The sequence below is a fragment of the Mesorhizobium sp. M0195 genome, from assembly GCF_040322115.1.
In the GTDB taxonomy this organism is placed as follows: Bacteria; Pseudomonadota; Alphaproteobacteria; order Rhizobiales; family Rhizobiaceae; genus Mesorhizobium.
Genome location: NZ_JAMYSV010000024.1, coordinates 1 through 17,689, shown reverse-complemented (window position 1 = coordinate 17,689; position 17,689 = coordinate 1). Strand labels below are relative to the sequence as shown.

9 protein-coding genes and 1 pseudogene are annotated in these 17,689 nt (G+C 61.9%); 4 read left to right on the top strand and 6 right to left on the bottom strand.

The genetic code is table 11. The features are described 5' to 3' along the window. Nucleotides 1-7 precede the first annotated feature (7 nt). Genes NKJ12_RS27920 through NKJ12_RS27910 form a run of 3 tightly spaced genes read right to left on the bottom strand, consistent with a single transcriptional unit; the run spans nucleotide 8 to nucleotide 5,272 of the window. On the bottom strand, nucleotides 8-865 hold the full coding sequence (locus tag NKJ12_RS27920) for an ASCH domain-containing protein (RefSeq protein WP_352706511.1): 858 nt from the start codon (nucleotides 863-865) through the stop codon (nucleotides 8-10). Continuing rightward, on the bottom strand, nucleotides 862-4,353 hold the full coding sequence (locus NKJ12_RS27915) for a DUF8742 domain-containing protein (RefSeq protein WP_352706509.1): 3,492 nt from the start codon (nucleotides 4,351-4,353) through the stop codon (nucleotides 862-864). The genes NKJ12_RS27920 and NKJ12_RS27915 overlap by 4 nt, the downstream gene beginning before the upstream one ends. After that, entirely contained in the window at nucleotides 4,340-5,272 is a 933-nt protein-coding gene (locus NKJ12_RS27910) for a WYL domain-containing transcriptional regulator (protein WP_352706507.1), read from the bottom strand. Before NKJ12_RS27910 ends, NKJ12_RS27915 begins: the two co-directional genes overlap by 14 nt. 121 nt (nucleotides 5,273-5,393) lie before the next feature. On the opposite strand from NKJ12_RS27910, the pseudogene NKJ12_RS27905 reads away from it, so the two are divergent. The 3 genes and pseudogenes from NKJ12_RS27905 to NKJ12_RS27895 all read left to right on the top strand — a co-directional run bounded on the left by NKJ12_RS27905 (nucleotide 5,394) and on the right by NKJ12_RS27895 (nucleotide 14,824). After that, a pseudogene (locus tag NKJ12_RS27905) lies at nucleotides 5,394-8,055 on the top strand (PD-(D/E)XK nuclease family protein). Continuing rightward, entirely contained in the window at nucleotides 8,055-11,459 is a 3,405-nt protein-coding gene (locus NKJ12_RS27900; protein ID WP_352706506.1) for a UvrD-helicase domain-containing protein, read from the top strand. Before NKJ12_RS27905 ends, NKJ12_RS27900 begins: the two are co-directional and overlap by 1 nt. 23 nt (nucleotides 11,460-11,482) lie before the next feature. Then, nucleotides 11,483-14,824: a DEAD/DEAH box helicase gene (locus NKJ12_RS27895; RefSeq protein ID WP_352706503.1), complete on the top strand. Its 3,342-nt coding sequence runs from the start codon at nucleotides 11,483-11,485 to the stop codon at nucleotides 14,822-14,824. Between the two features lie 236 nt (nucleotides 14,825-15,060). Here the strand turns inward: NKJ12_RS27895 and NKJ12_RS27890 are convergent, their stop codons facing one another. Beyond that, entirely contained in the window at nucleotides 15,061-15,492 is a 432-nt protein-coding gene (locus NKJ12_RS27890) for a hypothetical protein (protein ID WP_352706501.1), read from the bottom strand. A 360-nt stretch (nucleotides 15,493-15,852) separates the two neighbouring features. Between NKJ12_RS27890 and NKJ12_RS27885 the strand changes: the two genes are divergently transcribed. Next, on the top strand, nucleotides 15,853-16,905 hold the full coding sequence (locus NKJ12_RS27885) for an ADP-ribosylglycohydrolase family protein (RefSeq protein ID WP_352706499.1): 1,053 nt from the start codon (nucleotides 15,853-15,855) through the stop codon (nucleotides 16,903-16,905). 178 nt (nucleotides 16,906-17,083) lie between these two features. Here NKJ12_RS27885 and NKJ12_RS27880 read toward each other — a convergent pair whose 3' ends face one another. After that, nucleotides 17,084-17,623 (bottom strand): hypothetical protein, encoded by a 540-nt coding sequence (locus tag NKJ12_RS27880; RefSeq protein WP_352706497.1) that lies wholly within the window; start codon nucleotides 17,621-17,623, stop codon nucleotides 17,084-17,086. Further along, nucleotides 17,575-17,689, bottom strand: a 115-nt coding sequence (locus tag NKJ12_RS27875; protein ID WP_352706564.1) for a transposase domain-containing protein, incomplete at its 5' end; no start/stop codon positions are given. The genes NKJ12_RS27875 and NKJ12_RS27880, both read right to left, overlap by 49 nt.

The following is a 17,689-nucleotide window of genomic DNA, read 5'->3' as shown; positions in this document are numbered from 1 at the left end:
CTGCCAGCTACCTTACTAGGCTGATGCAATATCGGTAGGCCGCTGCCTCTTCGATCCGCACCTTGTCACCAGCTTTGGCTCGATTGAGCTTGTAGAAGTCGCCAACCCAACCCCTACGGCGAAAGAATTTTTTCTGTCCGTCGAGGTCAGTTCGAACCAGCTCCGGCCCGCCCCAGTCCACAATCAATTCGCGACTTGCGGTTTCCGAGTCGTTGCTACCACCGATTGCATCCCGTGGAAACTTGTCCATCAACTTGGTCAGCCGGATATAGCTATTCTTCAGTGCACCATCGGTGACCTCGCATTCGCCAATCAGCCGACCACCGCCATTGTGGAACTTAGGAGCAGTCGCACTGGCCGGAAACTTTGTTTTCGGTGCGGGAGCAGGTTGAACAGGCGCGTTCGACTTCGAAACCCGGTTCCCGGCAGCAGCCGTGCTGCCTGGCTGAGGTTTCACAGCGTCTACAGAAAGGTCTGCCAACTGGCGGGCGATCCCATCCGACGTCTCAGCGTCCAGGACCACTTGGCTCACAGCGCCAGACTTGTGACGATACGGAACAGGCGACGAGAGCTTGCGGACATCAGCCAGCTCCCACGGCGTGGTCCACTTCCCGACGGCGCCGCTGCGGATCATGTCAGGAGGGATTCGGTGCTTGTCAAAGGTCGCAATCATTTCCTCCTGCGACAACGGGGCGCCCACGTCCACCAGACGGGCCACAGCCCATACCGCTCCAGTTCCCTTCCGGATCAGTCCGATCCAGCCACGGTGTCCCCACGTCCTGGACCGCATCTCCCAAGTCTTGGATCCATCCAGGATGTAGCCGATCCAGGGATCGTCAATGATCAGCCCCTTGGTGACATTCACGATGGTCTTTCCCCGCTCTCAAGCAATTTCTTCAGATCGACCTGGATTGCGGTGATGCCGAATTCAGGCTCCTGGCTGAAAGGTCTGCGTACGTAGATCGGCTCGCGCGCGAATCCTGCTTCGATCTGCACGACGGCCAGGATGAATTTCTCGGGCTCGTGCAGCGAGGTGATTACCTCCTGCCGCGTAATCATGACATTGTCGGCACCGTCGATCCGTCCCTTTACTTCGATGAACCGCATATGGTTTGCGCCGCGCGAGGCGATGTCGTACCCAAGCTTCTGCGCGGATACATCATCCGGCTCGTTACCGAGCGCGCGTTCGGCGACCATCACGGCGTTCATCGCTGCGATCTCGATCTCGCGGCGGGCGACTGGGTCTTCGGAAAAGCCCTTGCCCACACCCGACGCCGGCTGCAGCGACGCCAGCAGCCCGCGCGGGATGACCACCATGCCACCGCGAATCCTTGGCGGCTGTGAGCTGATGAACTTTTCCTGCTCCAACAGAGCTTCCCGACGCTTGCGTCGCTCGGCGAGATCCTCGGCGCGGCGCTGGGCATTCTGCCAGTTCAGCCGTGTCTTCTTTCCAGCCCGCTCTTCCTCGCGCAATTCCGCGGCCCGGTTGTCCCAGTAGTTGATCTCCTTCGCCAGCCGGGCCTTCACTTCCTGCTCGACTTTGGCGATCTCCGGAAGCCGTCGTGCCTTCACCTCGCCGACGTGGCGCTGCGCCATGTCCACGGTGGCGAATCGAAGCGCGGTCTTTTCAAGGTCCGAACTCAACCAGTCCTGCTCGAGCGCATCCTTCACCAACGCCAATTCCTCCGCCGAGGCGGGACGTAGGTTCAGATGTGGTGCGATGCCTGCATCGTGCGCTTCCCCGTCCTTACGAACGGCGGTGAACTGGAGTTTCTGCGACACGATATGCGGCTTACCGAGACTTGTCTGGCGTCCGTCCTGCACACTGTGTTCCAGCAGGAAGACAGCCGTTACGTCCTGGCTATCGTCAGTCTCGTCGATGAGTACGGCGCCTTGCTTCAGGACATGGTCATACTCTTCGCGGATCAGTGAAATGACTGCCTCCAACAGCGGGTGTCCTGGGCACACGAAGCTGGCGACCGGCTGCTGATTGATCCGCCCCTTTTCGAAACAGATACGCTCATATTTCTTCTGGAGCGGAGCGCCCATGCCGATCTGGCGATCACGCTCGCGTACACGAAGTGGGACATGAGTAATCTCGAAACGCGCTTCCTCGCGCTTCCTGATCTGGCCCCCGAGCCGCTGGAAGGCTTCGATGAAGAAGCTCTGGATATGATGCGGCTGCAGGCGCTGAGCGCCCGCGCGTTCCATCTCCAGTCGAAGTTCGTGAACCTGCGCCTCGGGCATTGTGTCGTTGGTCAAAGCCCGACGCTGCAGCAGTTCGAGAAGATGCTTTTGATCGACGGCGCCGTCGACCTGCCTGAACAGCCGCGCCTTCACATCGTCCTGCTCGCCATATTGGATGGCCTCGAAGAGGAGGTCTTTCAGCGCAACACCTTCGAACAATTCGCCAAGCACGTCATAGACCCTACCGCCAAGGGCCTCGCGAGCAGCCTCCAGCTTTTCCAAGAGTCGGCCATAAACTTCGCCCTCGCGCGTACCCGCCGCAACGAGATTCCAGAGATGGCAGACTTCTGTCTGGCCGATGCGGTGAATTCGGCCGAAGCGCTGCTCGATCTTGTTGGGATTCCACGGCAGGTCGTAATTGACCATCAGATGACCGCGCTGAAGGTTCACACCTTCGCCGGCCGCATCGTTGGCAACCAGAACCAGCAGGTCACGATCCTGCATGAACCTTTCGATGACCTTTCTACGCTCGTCGCGAGAGACGCCACCGTGGATCACTTCGACTGCCTCTGGATTGCCCAGGCGTCCGCGGATCTTGTCGGCAAGATAGTGGAGGGTGTCCTTGGGCTCGGTAAAGATGATCAACTTGCGGCGGTTGCCAGCGGCATCCGTCATCAGGTCATCGTCAAGGATTCGATTGAGCTGCGACCATTTCGTGTCGACGCCGGACTGGACGACGGACAGCGCCATCTGCTCCAGCTTCTTGAGCGTGCCGACCTCCATCCTGAGTTGCTCGACCGTTTCTGCCGTGGTCGCGCCGGTGGAAATCAGATCCTCGAATTCGTCTATCTCCTCCTGGCTAAGCTCCTCCAGGTTTCGGAGGGTGTCGCCGTTCCCTTCAATGCTTGCGATTCCTCCGCCGCGCCCCTTCGAGGTCAGGCGGGCTTCGGCGAGATCGCTCTCCAATCGCTCCCGCCGACGCTTCAATGATTGGTAGATCGCGGCGGGTGACGAAGCGAGCCGTCGCTGCAGGATTTGGAGCGCGAAGCCTACATTGTTGCGTTTCCTCCCATCGTCAGCAAAGCGCTGCACGCGGTTCATCTCGGTCCGGACATACTCGGTCACGGCCGAGTAAAGTGCGGTCTCGCCCGCCGAAAGCTCGTATTTGACTGTTCGGGCGCGCCGCTCCGGGAACAGAGGACGGCCGTCAAAGCGAAGGAGTTCTTCCTTGGTCAACCGCCTCATCATGTCGCCCGTGTCGGCAAAATGCACGCCGTCGCGGAACCGGCCTTCGAACCGATCGCCGTCGAGGAGCGCCATGAAGAGCTGGAAGTCCTCTTCCTTTCCGTTATGTGGTGTGGCCGACATCAGGAGAAAATGCCGGCACAGTTCACCGAGCTTTTGTCCGATCTGATATCTTTTCGTGTATTTGACCTCGCCGCCAAAATAGGTCGCCGACATCCGATGGGCTTCATCACAGATGATGAGGTCCCACTCGGTCGCCTTCGTCAGTTTCTCCTGCAGGTCTTCATTGCGGGCGAGCACGTCGAGGCGAACGATCAGCCTGTTGCGATCTTCGAAAGGATTCCCGGACCGGGAGTTCTCGATCATGTCCCGGGTAAGAATGTCGAACTCAAGATTGAACTTTTCGCCCAACTCGTCCTGCCATTGCTCGACTAGGCTGCCAGGGGCAACCACGAGACAGCGCTCGAGATCGCTGCGTGCGATCAATTCCTTGATGAGCAGCCCGGCCATGATGGTCTTCCCCGCACCGGGATCATCGGCCAGCAAGAACCGCAGGGGTTGGCGCGGTAGCATTTCGCCGTAGACAGCAGAAATTTGGTGCGGCAGCGGATCGATGAGACTGGTGTGAATGGCAAGATAGGGATCGAAGTAGTGGGCGAGTTTGATGCGATTTGCCTCCGTCACCAGACGCAACTGGCCACCATCCGCGTCGAATGACCAAGCTCGTCCGCGCTCATCCAGCTCCAGGCCGTGCTCGTCGTCCCTGTACAGCGTGCTTTCGGCGACGGTGCCTTCCGGATCGCGGAAGACGACATTGATCGCCTGATCGCCCATCCAGTCCACCGATACGATTTGGACGCCTCGGCCCGGAGCAATCCCGCGCACGAGGGCGCCACCGCGAATGTCTTCAAGCCTGGTCATCCGGCCGTCTCCCGCCCCGCCGCAGCTCCTCGACGATACGACCAGAATTTGCGAGTGCCAAAACTCGCTTTGCATCGGCCTCGTTCAACAGGACGATGTGTTGTCTTCTTGGATCTTCGTTGACAGCGTCATTCAAGAGCCCGAGTCTTTTCATGACATAAAAGAGCATCGCGACGCGGACCCGAAGAACACATTTGCGCCCTTTCATGCCGTAATCCTTGGCCACGACTTCCTGCTGCGAACTCGTAAGCGCAGGATGGGGCGCGATTTCCAACGGATAGTATTCGTGCCAGAAGTGATCGGCCTCACCCGACGCACCGGGCTCATCCTCGCCACGTGATTTCAGGATGCGCGGCAGGAGGAAGTCCTTAAACGTTTCCTCCAGATGACAGAAGGCACGGGCGTGCCACCGAAATCCGTCATAGCCGAAAGCGTGTGGCGTTATGCGCCGCCATTTCGGATCGGGGCGCTGGGGGTTCATCGATTGATACATGACCTCGATTGAACGCTGATTTCGGATGGCGTTCAAAACCGCCCTCAACACATCACCGTCGACATCACGCTTCGGCGTCAGGGCGACGTCTGCATCCGGTGCTGCTGATATCCATGAGTCCCGTTGCCAGTCCGCTCCTTCAACGACGGCCTGTAACCTAGACAGGAATGCATCCGGATCGGGATTGAGGAACTGCGGCTTGAATCCATCGGCCGCAATGTAGCGCTTGGCGCTCTTGTCATACGCTACATTTCCGGGGGCTCGCTCTTGATAGAGCGTCAGATCCTTCGATGCCTGCGGGACGGAAACTCCGAAAGAGTTAATGATATCGGACCGATTGACGCCACCTTCCCACAGGAGCCGGAACTCGATGAATTCGAGGCGGCGCTCCACGCCCCACTTCAATCCCGCCACAGCTTCCGTCATCCAGTTTCTCCGCATCCATATAAAAAGTATATGGACATATCTATGATACCTGTGTAATTTCTATCCTCATCATGGAGTCGCGTCAAGCGGAACCATGACCGGCAACAGGGGAAGATCGGCCATGAGCATGTCAGATCGACGGACCATCGTCGCCCATGGCCGAATCGCGGCGCGCGAGATTCGCCTCGACGCCGCGCGGCGTCGCCAACATGGCCTGCAGATTATGTCGTTCGAACAATTGGCGGTTCGCCTCGCTGGCGGGTTCGCCAGGCCGATCGACGATGAGAGTTTGCGCACCGCGATCCAGGCGGTCTTGCCGTCCACCCCGCTCGGCGAACTGGAAAGCATCAAGCTGCTTCCCGGTATGGTCGACGCATCGGCCGACACCCTTCACAAGGTCTGGCGCGCGGGGATCGACCTGGCCGCGCGCGCAGCGGACCATCCCCCCCTCGACTCCATCGCGCGGCTTGAAACCGCGGTGCTGGCGCAACTGCCGCCAGGGATGATGCGCCCGGTCGATCTCGTCGCCGCGGCCAGTCTGCGCCTTGGTCATGCCAAGGCCGTGCTCGGCCTGGTCGAGATCATCGGGATCACCGAGTTGTCGCCCTGTTGGCGTCCCCTGCTTCAGGCACTGACCGCCCATACCGCAGTGACATGGACAGCGGGTCCGCGTTCCACACCCGCTTGGCTCGAAGCAACGGGCGTGGCCGTCAGCCGGACAGGCCCTCAAACGCCCGCCATCAGCGCCGTCAGCGCGGCCACGGCCTATCATGAGGCCATCGAAGCTGTCCGCTGGGCCCGCAGCCTGTTGGCCTCCGGGGAAGCCGCCCCGGCTGACATCGCCATCGCAGGCGCCTCGACGGCCGAATATGACGACCATTTCCTCTCACTTCGCGCCGACGCCAATCTCGATCTTCACTTCGTTCACGGGATCAAAGTCACGACAACGCGGGACGGCCAAGCCGCCGCGGCGCTCGCCGACATCCTCATCCGAGGCCTGTCGCAGACCCGAATGCGCCGCCTGGCTGGACTTTGCGGATCGGCAGCAGGGCCGTTCCAGAGCTTGCCCCCGGGTTGGATGCGTATCCTTCCGTCGGACGCACCGCTGGCTTCTGCCGCCGCCTGGACCCGCTTGCTCGTTCGCTTGACGCCGGCTGACTGGCCCGACGCGCAGGATCATGCCGCGACGCTGCGCGGCATCGTTGCGCTCCTCGCCAAGGGCCACACCGCAGCCGAAGAAATCGGCGCTGCGCTTCTCGATGGCCGAGCGCTGGCGATCTGGCGCAAGGCGCTGTTGGCCGGTCCCTCCGGATCGCTCGATGCGACCCTCGAAACCTTGAAACAGGATGACGGTCTGGAGGCCTGCGTCTCCGTCGCCTGGATGCCGGCCAGCGCATTGGCTGCGTCGCCGCGCCGGTTCGTTCGGCTCGTCGGCCTCAACTCGGCGCGTTGGCCGCGCGGCATTTCGGAAGATCGCCTGATCTCCGACCACATCATTCCGACCGTCGAGCTTGATCCGCTTCCGGTCGGCGCGGCCGACCGGCGGGATTTCGAGACCATTCTCGCGACGACCGAGCGCCAGATCATTCTGTCGCGGTCTCGCCGCGACAGCGAAGGCAGGCTCCTCGGGCGCAGTTCCCTGCTTGGCGATCATGCCGGCGAGACCTACATCCGCCGCAATGCGGTCCCGCTCCACGCTTTCAGCGAAACCGACCGGCTGACGGCGCGGCCGCAAGAGTTTGCACATGAATCGCAGGCGATCAGCGCGACGACCTGCTGGCGCAACTGGCACCGCAAGGAGATTACGCCGCACGACGGCCTGGTTCGGGCGAACCATCCTCTCCTGCTGGCCATCCTGGCCCGAACCCAGTCGGCCAGTTCGCTCAAGCTCCTTCTGCGAAGCCCCCTCGGCTTCCTCTGGAAATATGGGATGCACTTGCGGATGCCCGAGAGCGGGACCGACCCCCTGGTTCTCGATGCGCTCGGCATGGGCGACCTCGTCCACATGACGCTCGACCTCGCGCTCCAAAAGTTGGAAGCGGCAGGTGGCCTCGCCAAGGCCGACGAATACCAGATTGTAGCGGCGGTGCAGAACGCCGCCCTCGAGGTCGCGGGTGTCTGGGAAAGCGAACGCGCCGTCCCTCCCGCTGTTATCTGGCGCCGGACGCTGGATGAAGCGCGCCTGCTCACGAGCCGCGCGCTCACCTATGGTGATGAGCATCTGCCGGACGGCCGGTCCTATGGGGAAGTGGCGTTTGGCGGGCTTAGCGTCAAATCGGATGCCGACAGCCCGTGGGATTCGGCAACGGCCGTCGAAATCCCCGACGCCGGGTTTCGCATTGCCGGCTACATCGATCGTCTCGACATTTCAGGCGATGGCAAGCGCGTCCTGGTCCGCGACTACAAGACCGGCAGGCCACCCAAGGACAACATCGGCCTGGATGGTGGCCGGGAATTGCAACGCTGCCTCTACGCCTTCGCCGTGAAGGCGTTGCTGGGTGCGGATGTCTCGATCAGCGCGTCCCTGCTCTACCCGCGCGACCAGATCGATCTGCAACTCGACGATCCCGAAGCCACTCTGGTCGAGATCACCGGATATCTGAAGGCGGCGCGAGCCAATCTGACAGCCGGCAACGCGCTCATCGGACCGGATACCGGCGGAACCTACGACGACCTGGCTTTTTGCGCTGCCGGCGAACGCGGGCGCCACCTATTGCAAACGCAAGCTTTCGGCCGCGACCGAATTGTTTGGCGACGCCGCGCAAGTCTGGGAGGCGCAGTAATGACCGTTGTAACGAAAGACCTTCGCGATGACGCCGCCCGCTGCAACGCGATCCGCGTGCATGATCGCTCGATCCTGGTCGAGGCTGGCGCCGGGTCCGGCAAAACGGCTGTCATGGCCGGTCGCATCGCGCTCATGCTGGCCGAAGGCATCGCGCCCAAATCCATCGCGGCGGTGACGTTCACGGAACTGGCGGCCAGCGAGCTTCTGATCCGGGTGCGCGACTTCGTCAGCGACCTCTCCGCCGGACAAATTCCGCCCGAACTGCGGATCGCCTTGCTCGGCGGTCTGTCAGACACTCAAAAAGCCCATCTCGCGACGGCGAGCGCCGCAATCGACGAGATTACCTGCTCGACCATCCACGGCTTCTGCCAGCGCCTGATCAAGCCCTATCCGGTCGAGGCTGATATCGATCCGGGTGCCAGTGTGATGGATCGCAACCAGGCCGACCTCGCCTTCATTGAGATCGTCGAGGTCTGGCTGCGGGAGCAACTCTCAGGTGGCGAAGGCGGTATCATCGCCGAAATGGTGCTTCAGAATCCCGGTGAGACCGTCGGGCTGATCCACAAGATCGTCGCGAACCTGCGTCGCCGTCGAACGGTGTCCGCCCCGGCGGTCACCCGGCTGGCGCCGCACTTTCAGGCCTTCCTCGCCGCGGCCGACTCCTTCGCCGAGTTCATCCGTACCGCGCCTGCGGTCGAGGAAGAAACGGCAACGATCGCCTCGCGGTTCGCCGAAATGGCGCAGGCCCTTGATAACGCTCCGGTCGCCGAAACGCCGGCCGGGCTGGTCCGCCTGCTGGTATGCCAGCCGCACCGCGATCTTTGCACCAAGAGCGGGGCCTTCTCCGCATTCAAGAGGAAGGGCAAATGGGTCGACGCGGCCAAGCGCGAGGGCTTGGCCAAGGCTGATGGCGAGCGCCTCAACACGGCGGCCGAAGGCCACTATGCGGCTTGCTGCGAGGCATGGCAGACCATGCTACAGAATGTCGCCAGCCGCGTGCTCGCCGATCTGATCGCCCAGCTGCAGCCGGTGCTGCACCGCTTCCGCGACCACAAGCGTTCGGCTGCTCTGCTCGATTTCGACGACCTGATCTTCGCCGCGCGCGGCTTGCTGCGTGATCATGATGATGTTCGCCGCGCGCTGGCGGCGCGTTTCGCCCATGTTCTTGTCGATGAGTTTCAAGACACCGACCCGCTGCAGACCGAGATCTTCTGGCGTCTCTGCGGCGAACCGCCCGCAGATGGTTCGACCGCCGACTGGTCGGCTTTTCGAATCCGTCCCGGCGCACTGTTCCTGGTCGGCGATCCCAAGCAGGCAATCTATCGTTTCCGTGGCGCTGATGTCAGCGCCTATGTGCGGGCGCGGGATGCGTTTCTCGCCCAGAACCCGGACAGTGTCCTGTCGATCTCGACCAACTTTCGCTCCTGCGCTCCCATTCTCACTTATGTGAACGAGCGCTTCGAGACGTTGCTGTCGAGCGAAGGCCAGCCGGGCTTCACCGCGCTCGACCCGTTCCACGCCGATCGCGGAGAGGCGCTGTGTGTCGCAGCCCTGGATGTCGCGGTCGCCGACGAGAACGGCAAGGCCACGGCCGAACAGCAGCGTGACGCCGAAGCCGAAGCGGTCGCCGAAATGTGCGCCCGCCTGATCGGCAGCGAGATGATCCTCGATCGCCGAAGCGGCGCCAGCCGGGTCTGCCGGCCGGGCGACATCGCCTTGCTCGCGCCTACCGGCAGCGATCTGTGGCGCTATGAAGAGGCGCTGGAACGGCACGGCATTCCGGTCGCGACTCAGGCGGGCAAGGGACTGTTTCGCCGCCAGGAAATCCAGGACCTCATCGCCCTGACCCGCGTCCTCGCCGATCGGCGCGACACCCTCGCTTTGGGCGCACTGCTGCGCGGTCCGCTCGTCGGCCTAACCGAGGAAGAGCTTCTCGACATCATCTGGTCGCTGCCGCGCTCCGAGGACTATCCGGACGCGCTGCCCCGGCTCGATCTCGGTGTCGATGCCAGCGGCATCGAACACAAGCTTGCCCGTACGACCATCGAGAAGCTGCAAGCACTCTACCGCCGAACCAACAGCACCACGCCGCATGACCTCCTGTCGCAAGCGGTCGATGTGATGCGGGTACGCCCGATCCTGCTCGAACGGCACCGGGGACAGGCGGAACGCGCACTCGCCAACGTCGATCTCTATCTGAGCCTGACCTCCGCCTTTGCGGTTCGGGGCCTTCGCGCCTTTGCCGAGACCATGACGGCGGCCTGGACCGACGAATCGCGCGCCGTCGAGGGACGGCCCGACGCTCAGGAAGAAGCCATCGCCCTCTACACCATGCACGCGGCCAAAGGCCTGGAATGGCCGATCGTCGTGCCGGTCAATACGATGACCGGCATCATGGCGCCGGAAATCGCCGTGACCGATCGCGACAACGACATCTTCTATTGCCCAGTCTTTGGCGTCCGACCGGTCGGGTATGACGACGCCCGCGACGGGGAGAAGGCCGAGCTCGACCGCGAGCGCATCCGGCTCTGGTATGTCGCGGCCACCCGGGCGCGCGAGCTCCTTGTCCTGCCTCGGCTTGACGCCGCGCCGTCGAAATCGGCCTGGATTTCCCTGCTCGATCTCTCGCTCGCCGAGCTTCCGCCTCTCGATCTATCACATCTCCCGCCGGACATGGGAGCAGCAGCTGCCGGCCAGAGCAACTTGCAGACACGGGAAATCTTTGCGGCGGAAGCGGCTGCCATCGCAGACCGCCATCGTCGCCTGACTTGGCTGGCACCGAGCCGCGACGAAACCTGCACGGGGCCAGTTGTGACCCCCGAAGCGGCAGAAATCTGGGCGGCAAGCGACGCGGGTCAACCTCATGACGAAGCCGCGCCCGCCAGCGTCCAGGGCGGACGCGAACGCGGTCTCATCCTGCACAAGCTTCTCGAGGAGGTTCTGACCGGCGAAACCCCTGACGATGTGGCGTCTCTGAGCGAACGCGCCCAGGTGCTCATTACCGCGATTGGCAGGCCGGCGGCTGATGATCCCGCTCAAGGTCTTTCGCCCGCCGAGCTCGCGGGCAGCGTCGCCCGCACGCTCGCTTTGCCGGAGATCGCCGAGCTTCGGCCGACCCTTGCGCCAGAGTTTCCGGTCTATGCCTCGGCGTTTGTCGACGACCTTGAACAGGCGACCGCAGGCATCGCGGACGCCATCAGCTTTGGGACTGATGGAAAACCGCGGGTCGTCATCGACTGGAAGAGCGATGTTCAGCCAAGCCCAGAGATCATCGAGCACTACCGCGCTCAGGTCCGGAATTATCTGAATATGACCGGGACCGAACGGGGGCTGATCGTCCTCGTGACGTCGGGCGAAATCCTCTCGGTTACGCCTTCGCCAGTCGCCGCGGTCGCGGCGTAGGCGGCAGGCGCCGGGGAGGATTGATGCACGCGCGAACAGACGCCACCGCTCCCGGGCAGGACGACCTCTTCACCGAGGAGGTGTCGCTGCTCCTCCCGGCGCGAATGGCCGTCGAGGGCAAAGTCTTGGACAGCACGACGCGCCAGCAGGCGGTGCCGTCGATACAAGCCATGTGTCGGCTCAAGCCTTTCACGGTTCGGCGTGTCGGTGGATTTGAAACGACGCTGTCAAACGGCCAGACCCTCATCATACTCAGCGGAAAGACGGCGACTAAGCTGGATGCTGACCTCATCCTGCTCGTACCCGACGCCCAGCGTCCAAAGGAGATCAAGGAAGCGCTGGAGCGTGGAGAAGGGCGTTGGCTCCGTCCTACGCCTATCAATCCCGCTCTGGTAAGCGTTCCAGATATGACGGCCCGGCTTGCGGCCGTTACCGTGTCCTGGGTTGACGCCTTCCATCTGCGCGAAGGCCGGGCGGCCGTGGACGGCAAGCCGGCCGTCCCCGGACTGAGGCGACCCCAGATCGGCGCGCTCCACGCGGCCCTCGCGCACGCGACGCGCTCGACCGAGCCCGCGACCATCGTCATGCCGACCGGCACGGGCAAGACCGAGACCATGCTTGCCCTGAATGCTCGCCAGCAATTTGACCGGTTGCTGGTCGTGGTTCCAACCGACGCCCTTCGCGAACAGATCGCCGGGAAATTCGAGACCTTCGGCGTCCTCAAGAGCCAAGCATGTCTGGACGCATCAGCCCACTATCCCGTGGTGACCCGTCTTGCGCACATTCCCTCGTCTGTTGCCGAGGTCGATCAGATCTTCGACACGGCCAACGTCATCGTCACCACCATGCACATCGCGGGGCGGGCAGACCCCCAGGTTCAAGAACAGATGGCGGCGCGAGCCGCCGCACTGTTCATCGATGAGGCCCACCATATCGGCGCCCGGACATGGTCGGAATTTCGCGGTCTCTTCGTCGATCGCAAACCGCCGATCCCGATCGTCCAGTTCACCGCCACCCCGTTTCGCGAGGACGGGCGGCGCGTGGACGGGGAGTTCATCTATACCTACCCCCTGAAGAAGGCGCAGGAAGAAGGCTTTTTCAAACCGATCCGGTTCGAGGCCGTCTTCGGACTTGATCGACCTGACGCCGACCTGGCGATCGCCGAAAAGCTTGGCGAAGTCCTTGCCGAGGATCTCGCGGCTGGCCTCAATCACCTCGCAATGGCGCGTTGCAGTACGATCGAACGCGCAAGGCACCTGCATCGGCTCTACACCGAGACCTATCCGGAACATCGCCCAGTCATCGTCCACAGCCAGCAGCCGCTGCGGGAGAGACGCGAAAACCTTGCCGCGCTTCGACGGTTCGAGAGCCGGATCATCGTCTGTGTCGACATGCTGGGTGAAGGGTTCGATCTCCCCGAGCTAAAAATCGCGGCTCTGCACGACCACCACAAGAGCATCGCTGTCACGATCCAATTTGTTGGCCGCTTCACCCGGCAAGACCCGACCTTGGGCGATGCGACCGTCATCGCCAATACCGGCATTGATGACATCGATCGATCGCTGGCGAAGCTCTATGCCGAAGACGCCGATTGGAACGCGTTGGTCGAGGCGCTGAGCTCCGCCAAGATCGAGCGCCAAGTCCGGCGTGCCGAGATGTTCAAGGGCTTCACCGGCGATCTCGACGATATCCCGTTGCAAACCCTTGAGCCGAAGATGAATGCGGTCGTGTACCGGACCTCCTGCGAGAGCTGGGATCCCTTCCAAGCCGAAGATCTCTACGACCCCGGCTTCTACCTCGGCATGAAAATCAATCCGCACCAGCGCGTGGCGATCTTCGTCACCCGGGCGGAGGAGCAGGCCCGCTGGACGACGGCCCAGCACGCCATCAACGTGACGTGGGACCTGCATATGCTGCATTGGGACCAGGCAAGCGGCCTGCTTTATATCAGCAGTTCGGCCAAGGGACCGTTCGACCGCCTGGCCAACGCCGTTTGCGGCGAGACGGCCCGCCGCGTCGAGGGCGAAGATGTCTTCCGCAGCCTGCACGGCTTCAAACGCCTGATCCTGCGCAACCTCGGCCTCACTCACCATCAGGGCCGCGGCGTTCGCTATTCCATGTACATGGGCGTCGATGTGGCCGACGGGCTGGATAGCGCCAAATCCCAGTCACGGATCAAGAACAACGTCTTCGCCACCGGGTTTCTCGACGGCGCGCCGGCCTCGCGAGGCTGCTCGGCTAAAGGCAAGTTCTGGTCGATCTCCAAAGTGCGTGATCTCACCGATTGGGTCGACTGGTGTCAGGATGTCGGCCGCGCCGTGAGTGATCCTGGCATCACCACCGACGGTGTGTTCAAGAGCGCTATGCGACCGCGCCAGATCAGTGATCGCCCGGCGGTCCCGCCCGTGGCGATTCATTGGCCGGAATCGCTTCTGACGCAGATCGAAGACCGCATCGAAATCACCTTTGGCGACAAGCAAGTCCTGTTCACCGAATGCGACATCGAACTGGTCGACAATGCGCGAACGGGGCCACTGCGCTTTGCCGTGCGAAGCGAAGACCAGTCCGCCGAGTTCGAGATCGTCTTTGCCGATGGCGGAGCGCGCTACCCCCAGCGCAACGGCCCCAAGGCGACGATCAAGGTCGGCAGCAAGATCCAGATGCTTTCGGAGTCCTTCGCCGATGATGCGCCCCAGATCGACTTTGGTGACGGCTCCCTGCTGATCTACAGCCACCTCTATGCCCTGCCGGAAGGCGAGACGGTCCAGCCCTATCCGCCCGAGAAGATCGGAGTGTGGGACTGGTCGAAAACCAACATCCGCGCCGAAGCGCAAGGCGTCGCGAAGCGGGCCGATTCGGTCCAGCGGCTCGTCATCGAAACCTTGTTGGCCGACACCGATCCCTATGACGTCATCTTCGACGACGATGGAAAAGGTGAAATCGCCGATGTGGTCGCATTGCGCATCACCGACAGCGTCGTGTCTGTGACCTTGTTTCATTGCAAATATTCGAGCGCCGCAACGCCCGGTGCTCGGCTCAACGACCTCTACGAGGTGTGCGGACAAGCTCAGAAATCGGCCAGGTGGCGTGATCGGCCCAACCGGATGCTCCAGCACATGCTGAAGCGCGAACAGATGCGGCGCGACAGGGGGCTCAGCTCGCGGATCGAGCGGGGTTCGGCGGCCATGATCAAGAAGCTCAAAGCCGGCTGGCAGGACCATCGCTTCGAATATGACGTTCGCATTGTACAGCCCGGTCTTTCCCGCCAAGCGATTGGCGAGGGGGGTCTGCACCTGCTCGCCGGCGTCGAGACATATCTCCTGGAAACCCGTGCCATGCGCCTGCGGATCATCGGTAGCAACTGATGCCCAGGTTCGTTCAACACCGGCGCGCCCGAAAACAAAGTAGCGGCGACCAATGTCGTCACTTGCATTGGCTCAGGAAAACCTATTCCCGGAAGATGCGCACAAGGCGCTCGCCGCAGACCTGAACCGAATCCGGTTGACGGGATGGAGGATAAACTCGCGCGGCTTGGCGATACAACGGCGATCACCGGAAGGATCAGCACAGCCTCGGGCAGCGTCCTGATCTCCGGTATGCACTACGCCGAGGCCGCCGCCAGATCGAGACCAACATAAACCGTTGAGGTCAGCGGCCCCGTTGCGATGCCGTGGGTTTCGATGCAAAAAACGAGCGAAACCTTCCCGATGGACTGCAGGTGTTCCTGCAGGACATCGAAATCGTCGAACTCCTCGTCGCCATCGGCCGCTTCCAGTTCTTGGCGCTTCCTGTCGATCTCTTCCTTCAGCTGCGGCCGGATGAAGTCGAACTCGCCCGTCTCGGGCGTGTAGTGAAACAGAACCGTGGGGATGTTTTCCCACTCTGGAACGTGCTCTCCGTAACCAAACTCCCCGGTCGCCGGATCGTATCCTGCAGCGACGACTTCACCCGTGATGGGGCAGCGCAACACGAGAAGCTTTTCTTCCTCCCAGTCGATCGTGACGAGAGCCTTCGAGAATGCGGTATCGGCCATAATTCTTTCTCCGGCTGCTTATGAGTTTGGCTGCGGATATCGCGGCAATAGTACGCACGTGCAACAGCCAATTTCAGTCAGATTGTCGCATTGGCGGCGTTGAACACCGCAGTCGCGCCCTATGAGGTGCAGCGCTCAGAGCCGCCCATGCGGATGCGCCACTCAGCTCCCCCGACTGTTCAAATTTCATCCAAGCAATTCAATGAATCCATTAAGATCAAAGCATGAGTCGTATCGATGTTCTGGCGCCCTTGCATAAACTGCACCTCCGGAAGGCGCGTAGCATCGCATCATCGTTCCAGACTTATCCGTGCGGAAAGCTACACACCCGCATATCCATATCAGACGCAGGAGATGTCATTGACGCTGCATGACCACATCTATGGCTGCCTGTTGGGAGGCGCGTGCGGAGACGCTCTTGGCGCTCCCGTAGAATTTCTCAAGCTGGAGGAGATTACCGCTCGATATGGCTCGCAGGGAATCTTGGACTTCGATGCAGCCTACGGCGTCACTGGTGCGATCACTGACGACACGCAGATGACCCTTTTTACGGTCGACGGGTTGATTAGGGCTGCCATTCGAATGTCTGAGAAGGGTATCGGACATCCGCCGGCTGTCGTGCATCATGCTTACAAGCGCTGGCTCGTCACACAGGATCAGCCATTCGAGCAACTCTCATCCGACGACGAACTCGACGGCTGGCTGATCCGCGAGAAGAGGCTTTGGACGCGAAGGGCACCTGGAAATACTTGTCTGTCTGCACTTCGGGAAAGCAGGTCATTCGGCAGCGCCGCGAATAACAACAGCAAAGGCTGCGGGACGGTCACGCGGGACGCGTCCTTCGGCTTTTTCGCAGTCGATAACCCGCACCACGCTTTGAGTCTCGCGATGGAGACAGCAAGAACCACGCATGGGCATCCCTCCGCTGCCTTTTCATCCGGAGCGCTCGCGGCGATCATTGCCTTTGTGGCGCAAGGAGAGCCACTTCCGCATGCCGTCGAGCAGGCACTATCGATCCTGCAGAGCGAACACGACGCCCGCGAGGTCCAGGACGCGCTCCGGCACGCGGCGCAACTAAGCAGTGCGACAGATTGGCGCGATCGGCTGTCCGAGCTTGGCGAGGGCTGGGTTGCAGAAGAGGCGCTCGCGATCGCCGTTCTTTGCGCGCTCGCCGCTGAAGGCCCTCGGGAGGCGATCATCGCGGCGGTCAACCATAGCGGCGATTCCGACTCGACTGGCGCGATAGCGGGAAACGTCGTGGGGGCTTTGCATGGACCCCGATCACTACCGACGGCGTGGGTGGAACGTGTGGAGCTTGGCGATGTGATCGAGACGTTGGCGAGGGACTTCGCGGCTATCATCGAAGGTCGCTATGAAACCGAAACCTTCTGGGACCGATATCCGGGCTGGTAGGTGAACCAGAGGACATCGCAACAAATTAACCCTGTCGGCTCGGCTTCTTTCATTTGAGATCTGTCTCGGATCCCGATCGGTTACGGCCGTTCACGCAGCGGCATGAACGCAAGCGGCCCCCGATGGTGCGTCAACACCGAACCGAGACGTGACCCGCAACCTGGTGAGAGGTCTTGGGCTATGAGAATTGATAGATGGCATTTCCGCTTTCCGCCGTCCGGAAGGGGACCTCCGGAATTCGACGATGCGGCTGGCGGGTTATCGACGCCATTTTGGACAATCGACAGGATCGCTGCCGCCTGGAGCCTTCGACAACGACGTCGACAGGCTGGTCGATGAAGCTATGAAGGCGGCGCTTGGGCGTACGCATCCGGTGAAGACCGCAGACGTGCGCATCCGGCAGCCAGGAGAACCTGAGCACCGGAGTGCTGGGGTCAAGCTTTCTTTGGGGAGACGCGAGATATTCTTCGAGGAGGAGTTCGACCTCCTCGATGCCTTCATCGGTGAAGGCCAAGATCCCGTCGTCATCGTTGGCCCCGTAGACCCAGATGACGCCGTCCTCGGGCTCGAGACCGAGGGTCAGTTCCTGGATGAGCGCTTCGCTGACGCCGAGGTCCCTGGCGACACGATCGACGGTGTAGACGTGATGCACCTTATTGCGCTGCATGATCAGGCCGCCGCTGGTTGGGTCCGCAGTTGTGCGGATCTCCAATTCCACGGCAGCAAATCATCGATCCGATGGGCCGGATAGGCGGGCAGTCGGGCGAGGACGTCGGCGAGCCAG